17 protein-coding genes and 1 pseudogene are annotated in these 21,165 nt (G+C 74.1%); 4 read left to right on the forward strand and 14 right to left on the reverse strand.

The window, feature by feature from the left end:
* The 4 genes and pseudogenes from LG632_RS19660 to rsmI all read right to left on the reverse strand — a co-directional run.
* A pseudogene (locus LG632_RS19660) lies at positions 1–239 on the reverse strand (hypothetical protein); the annotation flags it as partial.
* Positions 240–443: 204 nt separating this feature from the next.
* Entirely contained in the window at positions 444–1,316 is an 873-nt protein-coding gene (locus LG632_RS19665; RefSeq protein WP_226728669.1) for a TatD family hydrolase, read from the reverse strand.
* 10 nt (positions 1,317–1,326) lie between these two features.
* Positions 1,327–1,860 (reverse strand): hypothetical protein, encoded by a 534-nt coding sequence (locus tag LG632_RS19670; RefSeq protein WP_374203517.1) that lies wholly within the window; start codon positions 1,858–1,860, stop codon positions 1,327–1,329.
* Between the two features lie 161 nt (positions 1,861–2,021).
* Complete coding sequence (gene rsmI, locus LG632_RS19675) at positions 2,022–2,900, reverse strand: 16S rRNA (cytidine(1402)-2'-O)-methyltransferase (protein WP_226728670.1); 879 nt, start codon at positions 2,898–2,900, stop codon at positions 2,022–2,024.
* Between the two features lie 68 nt (positions 2,901–2,968).
* On the opposite strand from rsmI, the gene LG632_RS19680 reads away from it, so the two are divergent.
* Both LG632_RS19680 and LG632_RS19685 read left to right on the forward strand, forming a co-directional pair.
* Positions 2,969–4,651 carry a dolichyl-phosphate-mannose--protein mannosyltransferase gene (locus tag LG632_RS19680; protein ID WP_226728671.1) on the forward strand — a complete coding sequence of 561 codons (1,683 nt, stop codon included), beginning with the start codon at positions 2,969–2,971 and terminating at the stop codon, positions 4,649–4,651.
* 59 nt (positions 4,652–4,710) lie between these two features.
* Complete coding sequence (locus tag LG632_RS19685) at positions 4,711–6,333, forward strand: penicillin-binding transpeptidase domain-containing protein (protein ID WP_226728672.1); 1,623 nt, start codon at positions 4,711–4,713, stop codon at positions 6,331–6,333.
* A gap of 94 nt (positions 6,334–6,427) precedes the next feature.
* Here the strand turns inward: LG632_RS19685 and LG632_RS19690 are convergent, their stop codons facing one another.
* Genes LG632_RS19690 through LG632_RS19705 form a run of 4 tightly spaced genes read right to left on the reverse strand, consistent with a single transcriptional unit; the run spans position 6,428 to position 10,275 of the window.
* Entirely contained in the window at positions 6,428–7,597 is a 1,170-nt protein-coding gene (locus LG632_RS19690) for a serine hydrolase domain-containing protein (RefSeq protein ID WP_226728673.1), read from the reverse strand.
* Between the two features lie 56 nt (positions 7,598–7,653).
* Positions 7,654–8,442, reverse strand: coding sequence for an energy-coupling factor ABC transporter ATP-binding protein (locus LG632_RS19695; protein ID WP_226728674.1), 789 nt, complete (start codon positions 8,440–8,442; stop codon positions 7,654–7,656).
* On the reverse strand, positions 8,430–9,191 hold the full coding sequence (gene cbiQ / locus LG632_RS19700) for a cobalt ECF transporter T component CbiQ (RefSeq protein WP_226728675.1): 762 nt from the start codon (positions 9,189–9,191) through the stop codon (positions 8,430–8,432). Before cbiQ ends, LG632_RS19695 begins: the two co-directional genes overlap by 13 nt.
* Position 9,192: 1 nt before the next feature.
* The gene (locus LG632_RS19705) at positions 9,193–10,275 is read right to left on the reverse strand and encodes an energy-coupling factor ABC transporter permease (protein WP_226728676.1); all 1,083 of its coding nucleotides are present in this window, start codon (positions 10,273–10,275) and stop codon (positions 9,193–9,195) included.
* 192 nt (positions 10,276–10,467) lie between these two features.
* Between LG632_RS19705 and LG632_RS19710 the strand changes: the two genes are divergently transcribed.
* Complete coding sequence (locus LG632_RS19710; protein WP_226728677.1) at positions 10,468–10,833, forward strand: SsgA family sporulation/cell division regulator; 366 nt, start codon at positions 10,468–10,470, stop codon at positions 10,831–10,833.
* Positions 10,834–10,914: 81 nt separating this feature from the next.
* On the opposite strand, the gene LG632_RS19715 is transcribed toward LG632_RS19710, so the two are convergent.
* Together LG632_RS19715 and LG632_RS19720 are read right to left on the reverse strand one after the other, a co-directional pair.
* On the reverse strand, positions 10,915–13,140 hold the full coding sequence (locus LG632_RS19715; RefSeq protein ID WP_226728678.1) for an MMPL family transporter: 2,226 nt from the start codon (positions 13,138–13,140) through the stop codon (positions 10,915–10,917).
* 129 nt (positions 13,141–13,269) lie between these two features.
* On the reverse strand, positions 13,270–13,860 hold the full coding sequence (locus tag LG632_RS19720; RefSeq protein WP_226728679.1) for a TetR/AcrR family transcriptional regulator: 591 nt from the start codon (positions 13,858–13,860) through the stop codon (positions 13,270–13,272).
* A gap of 152 nt (positions 13,861–14,012) precedes the next feature.
* On the opposite strand from LG632_RS19720, the gene LG632_RS19725 reads away from it, so the two are divergent.
* Positions 14,013–17,327 carry a S41 family peptidase gene (locus tag LG632_RS19725; RefSeq protein WP_226728680.1) on the forward strand — a complete coding sequence of 1,105 codons (3,315 nt, stop codon included), beginning with the start codon at positions 14,013–14,015 and terminating at the stop codon, positions 17,325–17,327.
* A 194-nt stretch (positions 17,328–17,521) separates the two neighbouring features.
* Here LG632_RS19725 and LG632_RS19730 read toward each other — a convergent pair whose 3' ends face one another.
* The 4 genes from LG632_RS19730 to LG632_RS19745 form a co-directional block, all read right to left on the reverse strand.
* Positions 17,522–17,698: a hypothetical protein gene (locus LG632_RS19730; RefSeq protein WP_226728681.1), complete on the reverse strand. Its 177-nt coding sequence runs from the start codon at positions 17,696–17,698 to the stop codon at positions 17,522–17,524.
* Between the two features lie 89 nt (positions 17,699–17,787).
* A complete protein-coding gene (locus LG632_RS19735) occupies positions 17,788–18,672 on the reverse strand; it encodes an SDR family oxidoreductase (RefSeq protein ID WP_226728691.1) in 885 nt (294 codons plus the stop codon).
* Between the two features lie 14 nt (positions 18,673–18,686).
* The gene (locus tag LG632_RS19740; protein ID WP_226728682.1) at positions 18,687–19,583 is read right to left on the reverse strand and encodes an alpha/beta fold hydrolase; all 897 of its coding nucleotides are present in this window, start codon (positions 19,581–19,583) and stop codon (positions 18,687–18,689) included.
* Entirely contained in the window at positions 19,580–21,142 is a 1,563-nt protein-coding gene (locus tag LG632_RS19745; protein WP_226728683.1) for a flavin-containing monooxygenase, read from the reverse strand. The genes LG632_RS19740 and LG632_RS19745 overlap by 4 nt, the downstream gene beginning before the upstream one ends.
* Positions 21,143–21,165 lie beyond the last annotated feature (23 nt).

Consider the following 21,165-nt stretch of genomic DNA (forward strand, 5'->3'; position numbering starts at 1 on the left):
GGGGCGGCGCGGCGGCGGCCGGTGCCGGGCCGGGGGTCGGTGCGGAGGTCGGTACGGGGGCCCGGGAGGTCCGGTGCGGGCGCCCCGGCGGCCCAGTCACCCTCGCGGGGGTCGTACGCGTACCCGTACGGGTCCTCGGTCGCCGGCTCGGGCGGTGGCTCCGGCGGGGCGGCGACGGCGGCGCCCCGGGCGGCCCGGCGCCCGGACCCACGGCGGCGACTGCCCTGGCTATCGCTCACGCTCGCTCCACTGCTCGACCCGCGCTTCGGGCACGGCACACTAGCGGAGCCTTCGTCACTCTCCCAACTCGCCCGCTCACCGAGCGTGTCGCCTCCGGCGGGGGGTCACGCCCTCGGGGTGGTACCACCCCGTCCCCGACCACCGCCTGCGGCGGGCCGGTCGCGCCGTTCCCCGCGGACGAAAACCCAGGGGACCCCCGGTGGTCAGTAGCCGAAGGCGCGGGCCGTGTTCGCCGCCAGGGCCGTGGCCATCTCGTCCTCGTGCAGGCCCCGCACCGCGGCCATGGCGCGGACCGTCAGCGGGATCAGGTACGGGGCGTTGGGACGGCCCCGGTAGGGGGCCGGGGTCAGGTACGGGGCGTCGGTCTCGACGAGCACCAGGTCCAGCGGGGCCACCGCCAGCGCGTCCCGCAGCCCCTGCGCGTTCTTGAACGTGACGGTCCCCGCGAACGACATGTAGTACCCGGCAGCGGCGCACTCCGCCGCCATCTCCGCGTCGCCCGAGTAGCAGTGGAAGACGGTCCGCTCGGGCGCGCCCTCCTCCCGCAGGACGCGCAGCACGTCGGCGTGGGCGTCCCGGTCGTGGATCACCAGCGCCTTGCCCGTCCGCTTGGCGATCTCGATGTGCGCCCGGAACGAGCGCTCCTGCGCCGCCATCCCCTCCGGACCGGTCCGGAAGTGGTCCAGTCCGGTCTCGCCGACGGCCAGCACGTGCGGCAGCGCCGCCAGCGCCTCGATCTCGGCCAGCGCCTCGTCGAGCGCGGCGTCCCCGCCGCCCGCCCGCGCCCCCTGGCGCGACCAACCGTCAGGATCCCCGTGCACGATCCGAGGCGCCTCGTTCGGGTGAAGGGCCACGGCCGCGTGCACGTTCTCGTACGCCGCCGCGGTCTCGGCCGCCCACCGCGAGCCCTTCACGTCGCAGCCGACCTGGACCACGGTGGTCACGCCCACGGAGGCGGCCTTCGCCAGGGCCTCGTCGACCGTGCCGGCCTGCATGTCCAGGTGGGTGTGGGAGTCGGCCACCGCCACCCGGAGCGGTTCGGGCAGCGGCGGCGGGGTGTCGGAGGAAGGGCTCATGCCGCTGATCCTATGACCGGCGCAGCAGTCCCCTCAGGCGGGCCAGCGGCCCTTCGCGCCGCTGCCCGGCGGGCTCGGCCGCGCCGATGCTCACGGGGCCGGGGGCGTCGTGGGACGCGGCCTGTTCGAGCCGCCCCTCGTCGCGTCCGGCGCGCCGCCGCTCCCCGCGCGCGTGGTCCTGGTCGTGGGTGGCCGGGACCGGCCCGGCGATGCCGGGGGCGATCCGGCGGTCGTGGTAGAGCCGGTCGAGCATGCCGAGCACCGATCCGACCTGCCCCTCGCGCATGATCCGCACCACGTGCCCGTCGCAGTTGTGGCAGGTGGGGTTCGACAGCGGGGACGGCACCCGCTCACCCCCGGCCGTGTAGACGATGAACGGCTCCCCCTTGGCGTCCGTGTGGTGCTCGATCTCGTACGCCTGCTCCCAGGCGTAGCCGCAGCGCATGCAGGCGAACGAGTAGGCCTCGTGGACGATCTGGACGCCCGGGTGCACGGGCGCCGGGGCCGCGGGGGCGGGAATCGGAGTGTCAGCGATCTCACTCATGCCAGCTCCTCTGGTCCACTGGTTGTCTCAGGCCAGTGGACGCCGTTTCGGCCAGGAGCGCATCAGGCCCTGTCGAGTGTTGGACGGTCCTTGGGCGAGTCATTCCCCAAGCGCCCGGTGCGCGGTCTGAGCTTTGCTTTTCAGATTAGCTCTTTACCGTCTCAGGGCGCCTTTCGTACCGCATTCTTTGCCGCCACCACCGCGTCGAAGACCTCCCGCTTGGGTAGCCCGGCCTCGGCCGCGACCGCCGCGATGGCTTCCTTGCGTCGCTCCCCCGCCTCCTCGCGCACCTGTACCCGGCGCACCAGTTCCTCGGCGTCGACCTCGCCGGGCGCCGCCTCGGGGGCGCCCTCGACCACGACGGTGATCTCGCCGCGGACGCCCTCGGCCGCCCACGCGGCCAGCTCGCCGAGCCCGCCCCGCTTGACCTCCTCGTAGGTCTTGGTCAGCTCCCGGCACACGGCGGCGCGCCGGCCGGCGCCGAACACCTCGGCCATCGCGGCCAGGGTGTCGTCCAGCCGGTGCGGCGCCTCGAAGTAGACCAGGGTGCGCCGCTCGGACTCGACCTCGCGGAGCCGGCCCAGCCGTTCGCCGGCCTTGCGCGGCAGGAAGCCCTCGAAGCAGAACCGGTCGACCGGCAGCCCGGACAGGGCCAGCGCGGTGAGCACGGCCGAGGGCCCGGGCACGGCCGTGACCCGCACGCCCTTCTCCACGGCCGCCGCGACCAGCCGGTAGCCGGGGTCGGAGACCGAGGGCATGCCCGCGTCGGTGACCAGCAGCACCCGCGCCCCGCCGGTGAGCGCCTCGACCAGTTCCGGGGTGCGGGCGGACTCGTTGCCCTCGAAGTACGACACGACACGCCCGGTCGTGTGCACCCCGAGGCCCTGCGTCAGCCGGCGCAGCCGCCGGGTGTCCTCGGCCGCCACCACGTCGGCGCGCTCGAGTTCGGCGGCGAGCCGGGGCGGGGCGTCGGCGAGGTCGCCGATGGGGGTTCCGGCGAGGACGAGGACACCGGTGGGACCGTTCTGCGCAGTTGTCACCCGTCCATCCTCTCAAGCCGGGCGACCGCCCAGGGCGCGCCCACAGGCGCGTTCCCTACGATGACCCGGTGACCAGTACCGCGACGCTGCCGCAGCCCTCCGCGACCACCCCGCCGCCGCTGGACGACGTACGGGCGCGGCTGGTCCCGCCGTACGCGCGGCCGTCCGCCCAGCTGTGGGCGGCCCTGGGGGTGCGGGCTCGCTCCGCGGCCACCCTGGAAGGGGTGCTGGCCTGGGCGGGTCCGCTGCTGGTGGCGCTGGTGGCCGGGGTGCTGCGGTTCTGGCACCTGGGCAGCCCCAAGGCGGTGATATTCGACGAGACGTACTACGCCAAGGACGCCTGGGCCACCATCAAGCAGGGCTACGAGGCGAGTTGGCCCAAGGACATCGACAAGTCGGTCATCGCGGACCCGAACGGGGTGGCGCTGCCGCTGGATCCGGGCTACGTGGTGCACCCGCCGGTCGGCAAGTGGGTGATCGGGCTCGGCGAATGGATGTTCGGCTTCACGCCGTTCGGCTGGCGGTTCATGACCGCGCTGCTGGGCACCTTGTCGGTGCTGATGCTGTGCAGGATCGGGCGGCGGCTGCTGCGCTCGACGTTCCTGGGCTGTCTGGCGGGCGCGCTGCTCGCGGTGGACGGGCTGCACCTGGTGATGAGCCGGACCGCGCTGCTGGACCTGGTGCTGATGTTCTTCGTCCTGGCGGCCTTCGGCGCGCTGCTGATCGACCGCGACCGGGCCCGCGCCCGGCTGGCCGCCGCGCTGCCGGTGGACCCGGAGGGGCGGACCCGGCCGGACGCGGGGGTCGCCGAGACGCTGGGGCTGGGGTGGCGGCCGTACCGGATCCTGGCCGGCGTGTGCCTGGGGCTGGCGTTCGGCACCAAGTGGAACGGGCTGGTGGTGCTGGCCTTCTTCGGGGTGCTGACCGTCCTGTGGGACGCCTCGGCGCGCCGGGTCGCGGGCGGCGGCACCCCGTACACGGCGATGCTGCGGCGCGACGCGCTGCCGGCGTTCGCCTCGCTGGTGCCGGTGGCGCTCGCGGTGTACCTGGCGTCCTGGGCGGGCTGGATCCTCAGCCCCGCCGACGGCAAGGGCGGCTACTTCCGCGACTGGGCGGCCAAGCAGGGGGACGGCGGTTTCTGGTCGTTCCTGCCCGACTGGCTGCGCAGTCTGTGGCACTACGAGACCGAGGTGTACAAGTTCCACGTCGGTCTGACCTCGGGTCACACCTACGAGTCGAACCCGTGGAGCTGGCTGGTGCTCGGCCGGCCCGTCTCCTACTTCTACGAGTCCCCCGCCCCCGGCACGGACGGCTGCCCGGCCACCGAGGCCGGCAAGTGCGCCCGCGAGGTGCTGGCGCTGGGCACGCCGCTGCTGTGGTGGGCGGCCTGCTTCGCCGTGCTGTACGTGCTGTGGCGCTGGTTCTTCCGCCGCGACTGGCGGGCCGGGGCGATCCTGTGCGCGCTGGCCGCCGGGTACCTGCCCTGGTTCAACTACCAGGAACGGACCATCTTCTACTTCTACGCGGTCGTCTTCGTGCCGTACCTGTGCCTGGCGCTGGCGATGATGATCGGCGCGCTGCTGGGTCCGGCCGGTTCGACGGAGCGGCGGCGGGCGGTCGGTGCGATCGGGGCAGGCGTCCTGGTGCTCCTGATCGTGTGGAACTTCATCTACTTCTGGCCGGTCTACACCGGGCAGACCCTGCCCATGGACTCCTGGCGTGGCCGGATGTGGATGGACACCTGGGTCTAGCCGCCTGAACATGTTCAAATGCAGCTGAGGCAGCTGCGACTCCTGGGGAGGGGACGGACATGAACGGGGCAGCGAAGGGCGCACTCGTCGGCGGGGTGTTCCTGGCGATGACGGGCGGCGCCGCGTACGGGGTGTACTCACTGGTGGACGACGCGGGCGGCGGCGGGGAGCGGACGAAGCCGGCGGCCCACCGCGGCAGCGGCCCGCCGAGCGGCCAGGAGGTCTCCGGGACCGCCGCGGCGTTCCTGGCGGCGTGGGCCGCGGGGGACGAGGGCACGGCGGCCGGGCTCACCGACGACCCGGCCGCGGCCCGCCAGGCGCTCGCCGGCTTCCGGTCCGCCGCGCACGTGTCCCGGGCGGTGATCACCCCCGGCGCCCCGAGCGGGGCGAGCGTGCCGTTCACCGTCGCCGCCGAGGTGACGTACGAGGGGGTCACCAAGGCGCTGACCTACGAGGCGCGGCTGACCGTGGTGCGGGCGGCGGCCACGGGCAAGGCCGTGGTCGACTGGCAGCCCTCGGTGCTCCACCCGCAGCTGCGGCAGGGCGAGAGCCTGCGGGCGGGAACCGCGTCCGCCCCGCCGGTCACGGCCGTGGACCGCGACGGCGGGGAGCTGACGGCCCAGCGCTACCCCTCGCTGGGGCCCGTCCTGGACCAGCTGCGCCAGAGCTACGGTGCGAAGGCGGGCGGCAGGGCGGGCACGGAGCTGTGGATCGAGCCGGCCGGACCGGGCAGCCCCCGGCGGACCCTGCTGACCCTGGCCGAGGGCGAGCCGGGGCGGATCCGCACCCGGCTCGACGCGCGGGTGCAGGCGGCGGCCGAGAAGGCCGTGGCGCGGTACCCGGAGTCCTCGGTGGTGGCGGTCCAGCCGAGCACCGGGGACATCCTGGCCGTCGCCAACCACCGCAAGGACGGCTTCAACGCGGCGATGCAGGGCACCCGGGCGCCCGGCTCCACCCTGAAGATCGTCACCGCGGCGATGCTGCTGGACCGGGGGCTGGTGGCGGCCGGCAAGGTCGCGGCGTGCCCGGCCACCGCCTCCTGGGACGGGAAGGTCTTCCGCAACCTGAACGGCTTCACCCTCGACGGGCAGACGTTCGCGACCAGCTTCGCCCGGTCCTGCAACACCGCCTTCATCGGCCTGATCGACGACGTGAAGGACGACGGGGCGCTGCCCCGGGAGGCCCGGGAGGTCTTCGGGATCGGCCTGGACAACTGGAGGACGGGCATCCCGTCGTTCGACGGCAGGGTCCCGCAGAGCTCGGGCGCGGCGGCCGCCGCCGCGTACATCGGCCAGGGCGAGGTCCAGATGAACCCGCTGAACATCGCCTCGATCACGGCGACCGCCCGGACCGGGGTGTTCCGCCAGCCGGTGCTCGTCCCGGCGGACCTGGACGGCCGGCCGCTGGCGAAGGCCGCCCGGGCGATGAAGCCCGCGGTGGCGGCGCAGCTGGTCGCGATGATGCGGCAGACGGCCACGAGCGGTACGGCGGCCCGCGCGATGGCCTCGGTCGGCGGGGACAAGGGCGCCAAGACCGGCTCGGCCGAGGTGGACGGCGCGGTCGGCCCGGACAGCTGGTTCACCGGCTTCAGCGGGGACGTCGCGGCGGCCGCGACGGTCGAGGGCGGCGGCCACGGCGGTGACGCGGCCGGGCCGATCGTGGCGGCGGTGCTGAGCTCCTGAGCCGCGGCTGCGCGCGACGGCCCGCGGCGGCCCGCGACCGGGCGGCCGGGACCGGGCGGCTCGGGCCCGGGACCGCGCCCGGGGCGGCTCGGGCTCAGGCTGTCCGGTCCAGGCAGCCGCGCAGGGCGCGGACCAGGGCCTGGGCGCGGGGGTCGGCGGTGACCGACTTGGCCAGGGCGTTGGTGACGTACCCGAAGCCGATGCCGGCGTCGGGGTCGGCGAAGGCGAGGGACCCGCCGCGGCCGGGGTGCCCGTACGAGGCCGGGGAGAGCAGCGGGGAGGCCGGGCCGTGCAGCATGTAGCCGGGTCCGAAGCGGGTGCCCACGACCAGCACCCGGTCCGCTCCGGCGGCGAGCTCGGTGCCGGCGAGGGCGGTCGTGGCCGGGGTGAAGATCCGCGCGCCGTCCTCGACCACGCCGAAGGTGGCGGCGTAGAAGCGGGCCAGCGCGCGGGCGGTGCCGATGCCCGCGGAGGCCGGCAGTTCCGCGGCGCGGTAGCCGGGGTCGTTCTCGTCGGGCAGCGGGTCGATGGCCGCGAAGGCGCGCCGGGTCAGCGAGTCGGGGTCGGCGTAGGCGGCGGAGACGTTGCGCCGCGGCCGGGTCCTGAGCCCCCCGGCGTGCTCGGGCGGGTCCACGGGCGCCACCCGGCCCACCCGGTCGGCCTCGGCGTCGGGCAGCCCGATCCAGAATTCCAGGCCCAGCGGCTCGGCGATCTCCTCGGCGAACAGGCTGCCGACGGTGCGTCCGGTGGCGCGCAGCACCAGCTCGGACAGCAGCCAGCTGAAGGTCTGGGCGTGGTAGCCGTGGTCGGTGCCGGGCTCCCAGAAGGCCTGCTGCGCGGCGATCGCGCGCGGCCCCGAGACGCCGTCGGCGGCCTCGGCCGCGGTCAGCGCGCGGTCCAGCGCCGGTACGCCGGCCTGGTGGGTGAGCAGGTGCCGCACGAGGGTGCGGTCCTTGCCGCCGGCCTTGAACTCGGGCCAGTACGAGCCCACCGGCGCGTCCAGGTCGAGCAGGCCGCGCTGGTGCAGCAGCAGCGGGACGGCGGCGGCGACGCCCTTGGTGGCGGACCGGACGATCTGCGCGGTGCCGGCCGTCCACGGCTCGGTGCCGTCGGCGTCCTTCGTCCCGGCCCACAGGTCGACGACCGGGCGGCCGTCCCGGTAGACCGTGACCGCCGCGCCGCGGTCCCCGAGCACCTCGAAGTTGCGCGCGAACGCGTCCTTGACGGGCTCGAAGCCCTCCGCCACCACACCCTGGATGTCCACGAGCGGACACAACAGCGCCCGGCGGCCGGCTATGCCGCTACCGGCCGGTAAGAGACCTACGCCACGGCCACCGAGCGCGGGTCGAAGCCGAAGGGCAGCTCCAGCCGGTGGGCCCGCATCAGCGGCTCGTCGCACAGCAGGTCCTGGGTGCGCCCGTCGGCGGCGATGACGCCCTCGCTGAGGACGACCGAGCGCGGGCACAGCTCCAGGGCGTAGGGCAGGTCGTGGGTGACCATCAGGACGGTGACGTCCAGGGCCCGCAGGATGTCGGCCAGCTCCCGGCGGGAGGCCGGGTCCAGGTTGGACGAGGGCTCGTCCAGCACGAGGATCTCCGGCTCCATGGCCAGGACGGTGGCGACGGCCACCCGGCGGCGCTGGCCGAAGGAGAGGTGGTGCGGCGGCCGGTCGGCGTACTCGGCCATGCCCACCCGCTCCAGGGCGGTGCGCACCCGCTCCTCCAGCGCGGCGCCGCGCAGTCCGGCGGCGGCCGGGCCGAAGGCGACGTCCTCGCGCACGGTCGGCATGAACAGCTGGTCGTCGGGGTCCTGGAAGACGATACCGACCCGGCGCCGGATCTCGGCGAAATGGCGCTTCTCCACCGGCAGCCCGGCCACCTTCACCGTGCCGACGCCGCCGCCGAGGATGCCGTTGAGGTGCAGCACGAGCGTGGTCTTGCCGGCGCCGTTGGGCCCGAGCAGGGCGACCCGCTCGCCGCGGCCGACGGTCAGGTCCACCCCGAACAGGGCCTGGTGGCCGTCGGGGTAGGCGTAGGCGAGGCCGCAGACCTCCAGGGAGGGGGTCGCGGTCGCGGGCCCGGTCGCGCGGTCGTCGGTCACAGGGTCCATCCCATCACGCAGACGGCGAGTGCCGCCGCCGGAAGTACGGCCGCGTACGCCCACTGCGTCCGCGTGGCCGCCACCTCGTCGATCACCGGCATCACGCCGGTCCAGCCACGGCTGACCATCGCCAGGTGCACCCGTTCACCGCGCTCGTAGGAGCGGATGAACAGCGCGCCCGCCGTCCTGGCCAGCACGCCCCAGTGCCTGATGCCGGTGGCCTCGAAGCCGCGGGAGCGGCGGGCCACCGACATACGGCGCAGCTCGTCGGTGATCACGTCGCCGTAGCGGACCATGAACGAGGCGATCTGGACCAGCAGCGGGGGCAGGCCCAGCCGCTGCAGGCCCGTCAGCAGGGCCCGCAGCTCGGTGGTGGCCGCGAGCAGGGCGGACGCGGCGACGCCCAAGGTGCCCTTGGCGAGCACGTTCCAGGCGCCCCACAGTCCGGAGACGCTGAGCGAGAGACCGAGGACCTCGACCCGCTCGCCCTCGGCCACGAACGGCATGAGCACGGCGAAGGCCACGAACGGCACCTCGATCAGCAGCCGCCGCAGCAGGAAGCCGGCCGGGACCCGGGCCACCGCCGCGACCGCGGCGAGCAGGACGGCGTACAGCCCGAAGGCCCACATCTGCTCGCGCGGGGTGGCGACGACCACCACGACGAAGGCGAAGGTGGCGGCCAGCTTGCAGTGCGGCGGCAGGGCGTGCACGGGCGAGTGCCCGTGCCGGTAGAGCGTGTGGGCATGGCCCGCGCCCATGTCAGACCGCGTCCGCTCGCGCGCCGGCGCCGGCGCCCGCGCCCGTACGGCGGCGGCCCCGGGCCAGCCAGAACACGCCGGTGCCCACGGCCACGGTGGCGCCGACGCCGAGCGCGCCGGCCAGGCCGCCGGAGAGCCGCTCGTCGGCGACGTCCTTGACGGCGTAGTCGGCCAGCGGGGAGCCGGCGGCCGCGTGCTCCTCGACCTTGGCGTCGATGCCCTGGTCGGCGGCGACCTTCTCCAGGCCGTCGGGGCTGGCGGAGGCGTAGAAGGAGACGAAGCCGGCCAGCACGAGCGCGGTGACCAGGCCGGTGGCCCACACCTTGACGACCGGCCGGGCCGGCGCGGCGGCGGCCGGGGCGGCGGGGGCGTCGACGAGCTCGCCGCCGACGCGCAGCTTGAGCCGGGTGGTCAGCCCGCGCGCGCCGTGGACCAGGTCGGGGCGGACGGCGAGCACGGCGCCGACGGTCGCGGCGGTGATGGCGCCCTCGCCGATGCCGATCAGGGTGTGGACGCCGGCCATGGCCGTGAACACCTTGCCGACGGGGACGTCGGTGGTCCCGCCGAGGGCGTAGAGCAGGGTGAAGAAGGAGGCGGCGGCCGGTACGGAGAGCAGCGCGCCGGCGAAGGCGGCCGCGGTGACCGAGCGCCGGGTCCGGGGCAGGACCGCGAGCAGGCCGCGGAAGACGGCGTAGGCGACGACCACGGTGACCACGCCCATGGTCGTGATGTTGACGCCGAGGGCGGTCAGGCCGCCGTCGGCGAACAGCACGCCCTGCATGAGCAGGACCACCGAGACGCACAGGATGCCGGTGTACGGGCCGACGAGTATCGCGGCGAGCGCGCCGCCGAGCAGATGGCCGCTGGTGCCGGCGGCGACAGGGAAGTTCAGCATCTGCACGGCGAAGATGAACGCGGCGACCAGGCCGGCGAGCGGCGCGGTGCGGTCGGCGCCGAGGCCGCCGGCCTCGCCCGCGGTCAGCTCGCGGCGCGCGCCGCGCAGGCTGACACCGATGGCCGCGGCCGCGACGACGCCTGTGGCGACGGACACAGGTGCGTCGATGAATCCGTCGGGTACATGCATGGGGTCGCTCCGCCTTCGTGCTGCGCTGCCGGACTTAACCGTTCTTTAGCCGTTCAAGAATAGGGCCCAGTTGCAAATGACTGGCAAGAGCGGACGGGTCACAAAACGGAGCGCGCGGTTTCGTCGGAATATGCGAGGCTGGGGAGCAACAAAGACTGTTTTGTCCCGCTTGATCACGCGAGGAGTCGGTCGATGTCCACCACCACTGCCGCCGTCGAGGAGCGGGTCCGCGCCCGTGTGATCACCGACGACCCCCTCTACCGGGTCATTCCCGTCGCCCTGCGGTTCACCGCCGCCGAGCCGCTGGCCGTACGCATCGTCTTCCCCGCGGGACTGTCCCCCGAAGGCACCGAGAACGAGTGGGTCTTCCCCCGCGCCCTGCTGGAGGCCGGCCTCCAGGCCCCGTCCGGCTCGGGCGACGTACGGGTGTGGCCGTGCGGGCGGGTGCAGGCGGTGGTGGAGTTCCACTCGCCCGAGGGGGTGGCCGTGGTGCAGTTCGACATCGCGGCGCTGCGCCGCTTCCTGCGCCGCACCCACGCGCCCGTCCTCACCCGGTAGGCGCAACGGGCCCGGCCCCGTGTCCACGAGGGACACGGGGCCGGGCCGTCGAACGCGCGGGGTCAGCCGTCGAACGCGGGGTCAGGCCTTGACCAGCTCCCGGTCCGCGCCCGGGTCCGCCTCGGGGTCCGAGGACCGCAGGTGCTCGCGCAGCCCCTCACCCTCGACGTCGACGTCCGGCAGCAGCCGGTCCAGCCACTTCGGCAGCCACCAGGCCTTGTGGCCGAGCAGGGCCAGCACCGCCGGGACGATCGCCATGCGGACCACGAAGGCGTCGAAGAGGACGGCGACCGCGAGGCCGAAGCCGATCATCTTGACCATCTGGTCGTCCATGCCGATGAATCCGGCGAACACCGCGATCATGATCACCGCGGCGGCCGTGACCACCCGGGCGCTGTGCTGGAAGCCGGTCACGACGGCCTGGCCGGGGCGCTCGCCGTGGACGTACGCCTCGCGCATCCGGGTGACGAGGAAGACCTCGTAGTCCATGGCCAGGCCGAAGACCACGCCCACCATGAAGATCGGCATCATGCTCATGATCGGGCCGGGCTGGTCCACCCCGAACAGCGAGCCGAGCCAGCCCCACTGGTAGACCGCGACGACCGCGCCGAGGGCGGCGACGACGGAGAGCAGGAAGCCGAGGGCCGCCTTGAGCGGGACCAGGACCGAACGGAAGACCAGGATCAGCAGCAGGAAGGCCAGACCGACGACCAGCGCCAGGTAGGGCAGCAGCGCGTCGTTCATCTTCTGCGAGAAGTCGATGTTGATCGCGGTGGTGCCGCTGACCATGACCTCGCGCGGGCTGCTCTCGCGGATCTCGTGGACCAGGTCCTCGGTGCCGTGCGAGGACGGACGGTCCGCGGGGATCACGGTGATGATCGCGGCGTCGCCCTGCTCGTTGAGCTGGGGCGGCATCACCAGGGGCCTGCCGTCGGGGCCCTTGGCGATGCCGTCGAGCTTCGCCAGGCGGGCGTGGGTCCGGTCGGCGAGCGCCTTGTCGCCGTCGACGACCACCAGCAGCGGGCCGTTGAAACCGGGGCCGAAGCCGTCGGATATGAGGTCGTAGGCCTTGCGCTGGCTGCTGGAGACCGACTTGGCGCCGTCGTCCGGCAGGCCCATCTCCAGCTTGCTCGCGGGCAGGGCGATCACGCCGAGGCCGATCACACCGGCCAGCAGCACGACGACCGGGCGGCGCAGGACGAACCGGGCCCAGCGGGTGCCGCCGTTGGGCTTGTCGGCCCGGTCGGCGGCCTTGGCCCGGCCCCCGCCGAACAGCTTGCTGCGGGTGCCGGCGGGCAGGACCCGGCGGCCGGCGAAGCCGAGGAGCGCCGGGACCAGCGTGAGGGCGACGAACACCGCGACGGCCACGGTCCCGGCGGCGGCGACGCCCATCTTGGTCAGCATCGGGATGTTGACGACGGCCAGGCCCACCAGGGCGATGACCACGGTCAGTCCGGCGAAGACCACGGCGGAGCCGGCGGTGCCGACCGCCCGCCCGGCGGCCTCGTCGCGCTCGTGCCCGTCGGCGAGCTCGGCGCGGTAGCGGGAGACGATGAACAGGGCGTAGTCGATGCCGACCGCCAGGCCGATCATCATCGCGAGCGTGGAGGTGGTGGTGCCCAGGTCCAGCACGTTGGCCAGGGCGGTGATGGACGAGACGCCGATGCCGACGCCGATCAGCGCGGTCAGCAGCGGCAGCCCGGCCGCGACGAGCGAGCCGAAGGTGACGACCAGCACGATCGCGGCGATGACGATGCCGATCGCCTCGGACGACCCGGTCTCGGGGGCCGCCATCAGGGCGTCGCCGCCGATCTCGACCTGGACGCCCGCCGCGCGGGCCTCGTCGCCGGAGCCCTTGAGGGCGTCGCGGGCGGCGTCGGTCAGCTCCATGCCGCTGACCTTGTACTTCGCCGTGATGTAGGCGGTGGAGCCGTCCTGGCTGATGGCGTGCGCCTGGTAGGGGTCGGTGACCGAGGCGATCTGGTCCTTGCCCGGGCCGTTGCCCAGACCGGAGACGATCTTTTCGACCTGGGCCTTGGTGCCCGGGTCCTCGACCTTGCCGCCCGCGGGCGCCTTGATCACGATGCGGGCGGTGGCGCCGTCGGCGGAGGCCCCGGGGAAACGCTTCTCCAGAAGGTCGAAGGCACGCTGCGCCTCCGTACCGGGGATCGAGAACGAGCCGGAGGAGGGCGTCGCCGCCGTCGCCGCGCCGAAGCCGGCGAGGAACAGCAGCGCCACCCAGACGAGGGCGACGAGGCGCCGGCGCCGGAAGGCGCCCTTGCCGAGTCGGTAGAGGAAGGTGGCCACGTCGGTGGTTCTCCCGTTCGAGTCGTGGGATGGGTGCGGGACACGGGGCCCCGCGAGGCATGGAGAGCCGGCCCGACGACGAGAGCGGAGCGTGTCAGGTACAGCGGTGGAACGGTTCGGGGAGGGTGACTAGACGCCGAGGGCGGGGAAGACCACGGCGTCGATGAACTGGCGCAGGAAAGCCCGGTCGACCGGCCTGTCCTCGATCAGCGGGAGCGCGATGAACGCCCCGATGAGCATGTGCGGCACGAAGTCCAGGGCGGGGCAGTCCGGGGCGACCTCGCCCCGGTCCACGGCCCGCTGGAGCATCGTCTGCAACCCGGTGATCTCCGGGTCGACCAGCAGGTCGCGCAGCGCCTTGTGCAGTTCGGGGCTCGCGTGGACCGCGTGGGCCAGACCACGGATGAGCGCCGTGTCCTTGGCCATCTGGTCGTCGTCGGAACCCTCGACCATGACCTCGAAGTCCCCGCGCAGCGACCCGGTGTCGATCTCCCGCAGGGAGACCGGCTGGGTGCAGCGCAGGGCCCGGGCCACCAGCTCCGGCTTGCTGCCCCACTGGCGGTAGAGCGTGGCCTTGCTGGACTTCGTGCGGGCGGCGACCGCGTCCATGGTCAGCGCCTCGTAGCCGACCTCGCGGAGCAGGTCCAGGACCGCTTCGTGCAGTTCGGCCTGCCGTTCGGGGGTGATCCGGCTGCGCCGGGTCGACTCCGCGTCGGCCATCTCCGTCTCTCCTCTCCGAACGAAACCGTTTCGTACGCCTACGACGATACCCCGACCCCAGGCGGAACGAAACCGTTTCGTTTCGATGAGGGGCGTGGCCTGGATCACGCGTACGAGTTGCCCGGGCCCTCCGGCGCGGAAAGCATGAGGGGGTGAGCCACGACGTCGCGTATCTCCGGTTCCCCCACCTGCACGAGGACCTGCTGTGCTTCGCCACCGAGGACGACCTGTGGGTCGCCCCGCTGGTCGGTGACGGCGTCACCCCCGGCCGGGCCTGGCGGATCACGGTCGACCGGACCCGGGTCGGCCACCCCCGCTTCTCCCCCGACGGCCGCCACATCGCCTTCACCACCTGGCGCAGCCTCGACCCCGAGGTGCACCTGGTGGCCGTGGACGGCGGTCCGGCCCGCCGGCTCAGCTACTGGGGCTCCACCGACACCCGGGTCTGCGGCTGGACCCCGCCCGACAAGGACGGCCGGAGCGACATCCTGGCCGTCTCCTCGCACGGGCAGCCGTTCTCCTACTTCTCCTGGGCCTACTGCCTGCCCACCGACGGCAGCCCCGGCGGCCGGCTGCCCTGGGGCCCGGTCTCCGACATCGCCGTCCACGACGAGCCCGTCGACGGCGGCGGCCCGGGCAACGGCACGGGCGAGCAGCGCCGCACCCTGCTGCTCACCGGCAAGCCCCCGCACGAGCCGGCCGCCTGGAAACGCTACCGCGGCGGCGCCACCGGCCGGCTGTGGCTGCACGGCGAACGGCTGCTGCCCGACCTCGAAGGGCACCTCGAAGCACCGATGTTCGTGGCGGGCCGGATCGCCTTCCTCTCCGACCACGAGGGCGTGGGCAACCTCTACTCCTGCCGGCCCGACGGCACCGACCTGCGCCGCCACACCGACCACGACGAGTTCTACGCCCGGCACGCCTCCAGCGACGGCACGCGCGTGGTCTACCAGTGCGCCGGCGACCTCTGGCTGGTCGAGTCCCTCGAACCCGACGCCGGCCCGCGCAAGCTGGCCGTCCGGCTCGGCGGCACCCGCGCGGGCCGGCGGACGTACCAGGTCCCGGCCGCCAGCAACGTGGACGCCCTCTCGGTCGACGCCACCGGCCGGGCCAGCGCCGTCACCGTACGCGGCAGCCTGTACTGGCTCACCCACCGCGACGGCCCGGCCCGGACCATCGCCGACACCCCGGGCGTCCGGGTGCGGCTGCCGGAGATGCTCGGCAGCGGCGGGCAGGTCGCGTACGTCACGGACGCCGAGGGCGAGGACGCCGTCGAGATCGCCTACCTGCCGCGCGCCTCGGGCGACCGCGAGCCGCGCCGGCTGGCCTCCGGCGCGCTCGGGCGCGTCCTGGAGCTGGTCTCCGACCCCGACGGCGAACGCCTGGCCATCGCCTCGCACGACGGGCGGCTGCTGCTCATCGACGCCGGCGAGGAGTCCGACGGGGAGGTGACCGAGCTGATCCGGTCCGTCAACGGGCCCGTCACCGACCTCGCGTTCTCCCCCGACGGCGACTGGCTGACCTGGTCCCATCCGGGCATCGGGCGGTCGCTGCGGCAGATCAAGATGGCCCGGATCTCCGGTTCGGGCCCCCGCCAGATCGTCGACGTCACCAACGGCCGCTTCGTGGACGAGAACCCGGTCTTCACCCGGGACGGCCGCTACCTCGCCTTCCTGTCCTGGCGCGGCTTCGACCCGGTCTACGACGTCCACACCGGCGACCTGTCCTTCCCGCTGGGCTGCCGCCCGTACCTGGTGCCGCTGTCCTCGGCCACGCCCTCGCCCTTCGCCCTCTCCCCCGACGGCCGGCCGGCGGCCGGCGGCCTGGACCCGGGCGAGTCCGACTCCGGCGGGGGCGAGTCCGGCGCGGTCACCGTGGAGGTGGAGGGGCTGGAGAACCGGGTCCACCCCTTCCCGGTCACCGCCTCCAAGTACTCGGCGCTGCACCCCGTCAGCGGCGGCGGGCTGGTCTGGCTGCGCTGGCCGATCTCCGGCGCCCTCGGCGAGACCTTCGCCAACCCGGCCGACATCAGCGGCAAGCCCACCTTGGAGCACTTCGACATCACCAAGGCCCGCAAGAGCGAACTCGCCTCCGGCCTGGACTGGTTCGAGGTCAGCGGCGACGGCTCGCGGATGGTGGTCAACGACGACGGCGACCTGCGGGCGGTCCCGGCCACCGAGTCCGGCGACAGCGACTCCACCGTCTACCTGGACCTGCGGCGCATCCTGCACGAGGTGGACCCGGGCGCCGAGTGGCGCCAGGCCTACGACGAGGCCGGACGGATCATCCGCGCGTACTTCTGGGAACCGAAGATGTGCGGCATCGACTGGGACGGGGTGCTCGCCCAGTACCGGCCGCTGGTCGAACGGGTCGCCTCCCCCGACGAGTTCGCGGACCTGCTGCGCGAGGTCGTCGGCGAGCTCGGCACCTCGCACGCGTACGTCTCCCCGGCCCGCCGCAACGAAGGGCCGCCGCACTACCAGCGGGCCATCGGACTGCTCGGCGCCAACTTCGTCTGCCGCGACGGGCAGTGGCTGGTGAGCCGGATCCTGCCCGGCGAGTCCTCCGACTCCAAGGCCCGCTCGCCGCTGGCCGGCAGCGGCATCCGCGAGGGCGCCGTGCTCACGCACGTCGACGGCCGCCCGGTCGACCCCGTCACCGGCCCCTACCCGCTGCTCGCGGCGGCCGGCGGGACCACGGTCGAGCTGACGTTCCGGCCGGCCGAGGGCGAGGGCCGCCCCCGCCGGGTCGCGGTCGTGCCCCTGGTGGACGAACGGCCGCTGCGCTACCAGGACTGGGTGGCCAAACGCCGGGCGGTGGTCCGCGAACTCAGCGGCGGCCGGTGCGGCTACCTGCACATCCCCGACATGGGCGGCTCCGGGTGGGCGCAGTTCAACCGCGACCTGCGGATGGAGATGTCCCGGCCCGCCCTGATCGTGGACGTCCGCGGCAACGCGGGCGGGCACATCAGCGAGCTGGTCGTGGAGAAGCTCAGCCGGTCCATCCTCGGCTGGGACCTCACCCGGGACGCCCAGCCGGTCAGTTACGCCTCCAACGCGCCCCGCGGCCCGCTGGTGGCCCTCGCCGACGAGGCGACGTCCTCCGACGGCGACATGATCACCGCCGCCTTCAAGCTGCTGGGGCTCGGCCCGGTGGTCGGACAGCGCACGTGGGGCGGCGTGGTCGGCATGACCGGGCGGCACACCCTCGGCGACGGCACGGTGATCACTGTGCCGATGAACGCGGCCTGGTTCCCCGAGTACGGCTGGTCGGTGGAGAACCACGGCGTCGAACCGGACCTGGAGGTGCTGCGCACTCCGCTGGACTGGGCCGAAGGGCGGTACGCCCAGCTCGACGACGCGGTGCACCTGGCGCTGGAGCTGCTGGAGCAGGAGCCGGCCGCGGTCCCGCCCGGCTACGAGGACGTCCCGGACCGGCGGCGCCCCAAGCTCCCGCCGCGGTCGTAGCGCCCGCGGGCCGCGTGACGCCCCCGGCCCGGGACGCACGTGGCGCCCGCGGCGCGGGACGCACGTGGCGCCCGCGGCGCGGGGGCGCGGCGAGCACGACGAGCACGACGAGCACGACGAGCGGACACGACGAAGGGGCGCGGCCGGTCCGGAACGGCCGCGCCCCTCGTCAGTGCCTGGTGGTCACCGCCGGGTCAGTCCCAGGGGTCGTCCATCTCGTCGCGCAGGTCGTCCAGCTTCTCCTGGCCCTGCTCCTTCTCGCGCCGGTCCTGCTGGCGCCGGGACGTCTCGTCCTGTGCGCCCTGCTCGGCGCCGCGCGCCTTGCCCCTGAGTTGCTGCGCCTTGTCGTCGAACTGGTCCTTGATGCCCATGCGGTTTCCCTCCTGGAGGGGTGTGGGGGACTGGGCCTCGACCAGATTTGCACGGCCGGACAATGCGCGCATTTCGATCAGCGGCTCCGTCAGCGGCGCTGGCTGCGCTCCGCCTCGTCGGCCGCCCCGCCGGCCCCGACCAGGCCCGTGGGGACACCGGCCAGCCGCGGGCCGAACCGCTTCATCTCCCGCTTTCCGCCGAGGGCGATGAGGCCCGGCAGGTAGCCCCGCACGCTTTGCGTCCCGCGCAGCCACCACTGGGCGTACACGTGCGCCGAACGGCGCTCGATCCCGGCGACGATCCGGTCCACGGCCGGGCCGAGCGGGTACGTCCGGTTGGCCGGCCAGGGCAGCCGGCGGCGCAGTTCGCGCATGACGTCGTGCTCGTCGGCCCCGCGCACCATGTCGGTGTCGGTCCACGACAGGTACCCGACGCCGACCTTGACGCCTTCGTACCCGACCTCGGCGCGCAGGCAGTGGGCGAAGGCCTCGACCCCGGACTTGGAGGCGCAGTACGCCGACATCATCGGCGCCGGGGTGATCGCGGCGAGCGAGGCGATCTGGAGGAAGTAGCCGCGGCTCGCGCGCAGCGCCGGCAGGAAGGCCCGGGCGGTGACCGCTCCGCCGATCAGGTTCACCTCGATCACCCGCCGCCAGGCGGCCGGGTCGGACTCGCCGAACGGGCCGCCGGCGGCCACCCCGGCGTTGGCGACCACGATGTCCACCGCCCCGAAGCGCTCCACGACCTCCTGGGCCACCCGGGCCATCGCCTCGGGATCGGTGACGTCGGCGAACCAGTGGTCGCTGTCGGTGTGCAGGCGCTCGGAGACCTCCTTCAGCGCCTCGGGCTCCAGGCCCACCAGGGCGACGCGCGCGCCGCGCGCGGACAGCTTGCGGGCCAGCAGCTCGCCGACGCCGCGGGCCGCGCCGGTCACGACGGCGACCTGGCCCTCCAGACTCCTGCGACCGTGCACGGGGTTCACGGGGTTCACGAGGTCCTCTCCTTCGTCTCGGCCGTCCGGGTCAACTCGCGTATGACGTCGCTGACGGCCTCGGGCGCCTCGACGGGCGCCATGTGGCCGATGCCGGTGAGCTCGGTGAGCCCGACGCACTGCGGCAGGGCCGCGGCCAGCGCGCGGGCGTGCCCGACGGGTGTGAGCCGGTCGGCGGTCCCGCCGACGACCGCCGTCGGCACGTGGAGGCTGCGCACGTCCCCGTCGAGGTCCAGCCCGGCCAGCACCGCCGCCCAGGCGCGCCGCGCCGGGACCGGGCAGGCCTGCACCACCCGGGCGCAGGCGTCGACCTTGTCGGGGGCCGCGCCGGGGGCCATGGTCACGTACTTCAGCAGCGCCTTGCTGACCGGCGTCACGGGGCCGAACGGGGCCCGCGAACCGGTCACCGCCCGGGTGAGGCGGGTCCGCAGGGGCCCGGCCGGCAGCGGCAGCACCCGGGCCTCCTCCAGCAGGCGGGCGCTGCCGGTGCTGCACAGCACCGCGCCCGCGGTGTGCGCGACGAACTCCGGGCGCCGGGCGGCGGCCATCACGGTCATCCCGCCCATGGAGTGCCCCGCGACCACCGCCCGCTCCCCGTCGGCGAGGGTCGCTCGGAGCACGGCCACGAGGTCGTCGGCCAGGGCCGTCGTGCTGTGCTCGGTGGCCGCGGGGCTGCGGCCGTGGCCGCGCTGGTCGTAGGCGACCACCCGGTGGTCCCGGCTCAGCTCCCGGATCTGCGCCGCCCAGAACGCGGTGGAGCAGGTCCACCCGTGGGCCAGCACCACCGTCGGCGCGCCGTCCTCGCCGTGCACCTCCACGTGCAGCCGCGCGCCGTCGGCGGACTCGGCGAAGAACTGCCTGCGCGGCGCGGGCGGGAGGTACCGGCCGCTCACGCGGCGCCCTCGACGGCGGGGGCGGCGTCGGTGGCGGGGGCGGCGTCGGCGGCGGGCTGCTCGGCGGCGGCCTCGCGGGCCGCCGGGACCTTCTCCCGCAGCCGCTGGACCTCGTACTCGGCCAGGTCCACCGTGCGCGTCTCGCGCCGGAACTCCCCCGTGGTGCCGGGCCACACCGTGGTGTTGCGCCCGCTCGCGTCGAGGTACCAGCTGGTGCACCCGCCGGTGTTCCACACCGTGCGGGTCATCCGGTCCTGGACCCGGCGGTTCCAGGCGTTGACCGCCGAGGGGCGGGCGGCCAGCGCCGCCCGGCCGCCGAGGACGTTCAGCTGGCGGACGTAGTCGGCCATGTAGTTCAGCTGGGACTCGATCATGAGGATCATCGAGCTGTTGCCGAGGCCGGTGTTCGGGCCGATGATCGTCATCCAGTTCGGGAAGCCCGCCACGGTCGCGCCGCGCAGCGAGCGCATGCCGTCCTTCCACTCCTCCGCCAGCGTCCGGCCGTCCGCGCCGACGACGCGGTCGGCGATCGGCATGTCCGTGACGTGGAAGCCGGTCCCGAAGATGATCGCGTCGACCTCCGCCTCGGTGCCGTCGGCGGCGACGAGCACGCTGCCGCGGATCTCCTTCAGCCCGGAGGCGACCAGGTCCACGTCGGGCCGGGCGAGCGCCGGGTAGTAGTCGCTGGAGAGCAGGATCCGCTTGCAGCCGATCCGGTAGGAGGGGGTCAGCTTGGCCCGCAGCTGCGGGTCCTTGATGGAGCGGGCCATGTTGGCCTTGGCCAGCGACTCGACGAGGCCGAGCTGGTGGGGCCGCTTGGTGAACGCGCCGACCTGGAGCTCGCGGATCCCCCACAGCAGCCCCCGGCGGGCCGCCCGGGTGAACGGCAGCTGGCGGTGCAGCCACTTCTCCAGCGGGCTGATGGCCCGGTCCGTACGGGGCATCACCCACGGCGGGGTGCGCTGGAACAGCGTGAGCCGCTCCACCTCGGGGGCGATGGCCGGCACGATCTGGATGGCCGAGGCACCCGTGCCGATCATCGCGACCCGCTTGCCGCGCAGGTCGTAGTCGTGGTCCCAGCGCGCGGAGTGGAAGACCTTGCCGGGGAACTCCGCCAGCCCCGGCACCTCCGGCAGCTTCGGCTCGGACAGCGGCCCGGTCGCGGAGACGACCATGTCGGCGGTGAGGTCGCCGCCGCTGGTCTCGATCTCCCAGCGCAGCTCGGCCGCGTCCCAGCGCATCATCCGGACCTCGTGGTTCAGCCGGATGTGCGGACGCAGCCCGAAGGTGTCGGCCACGTGCTCCAGGTAGGCCCGGATGTGGGGCTGGCCGGAGAAGGTGCGCGGCCAGTCGGGGTTGGGCGCGAAGGAGAAGGAGTACAGATGGGAGGGCACGTCGCAGGCGCAGCCGGGATAGCTGTTGTCCCGCCAGGTCCCGCCCACCGAGTCGGCCCGTTCCAGCACGACGAAGTCGGTGACCCCTTCGCGGCGCAGCCTGACGGCCGCCCCCAGTCCGCCGAAGCCGGATCCGACCACCGCCACGCGCACATGCTCGCCCACGCCCGCCGCCCTTCACAGACTCT

This window comes from Streptomyces antimicrobicus, from assembly GCF_020532625.1.
In the GTDB taxonomy this organism is placed as follows: domain Bacteria; phylum Actinomycetota; class Actinomycetes; order Streptomycetales; family Streptomycetaceae; genus Streptomyces; species Streptomyces antimicrobicus.

Coding starts and splice junctions, on each gene's coding strand:
- LG632_RS19685 (WP_226728672.1), top strand. CDS start 4,711: ATGAACGGGGCAGCGAAGGGCGCACTCGTCGGCGGGGTGTTCCTGGCG.
- LG632_RS19665 (WP_226728669.1), bottom strand. CDS start 1,316: ATGAGCCCTTCCTCCGACACCCCGCCGCCGCTGCCCGAACCGCTCCGG.
- LG632_RS19720 (WP_226728679.1), bottom strand. CDS start 13,860: ATGGCCGACGCGGAGTCGACCCGGCGCAGCCGGATCACCCCCGAACGG.
- LG632_RS19670 (WP_374203517.1), bottom strand. CDS start 1,860: ATGAGTGAGATCGCTGACACTCCGATTCCCGCCCCCGCGGCCCCGGCG.
- LG632_RS19710 (WP_226728677.1), top strand. CDS start 10,468: ATGTCCACCACCACTGCCGCCGTCGAGGAGCGGGTCCGCGCCCGTGTG.
- LG632_RS19705 (WP_226728676.1), bottom strand. CDS start 10,275: ATGCATGTACCCGACGGATTCATCGACGCACCTGTGTCCGTCGCCACA.
- cbiQ (WP_226728675.1), bottom strand. CDS start 9,191: ATGGGCGCGGGCCATGCCCACACGCTCTACCGGCACGGGCACTCGCCC.
- LG632_RS19730 (WP_226728681.1), bottom strand. CDS start 17,698: ATGGGCATCAAGGACCAGTTCGACGACAAGGCGCAGCAACTCAGGGGC.
- LG632_RS19695 (WP_226728674.1), bottom strand. CDS start 8,442: ATGGACCCTGTGACCGACGACCGCGCGACCGGGCCCGCGACCGCGACC.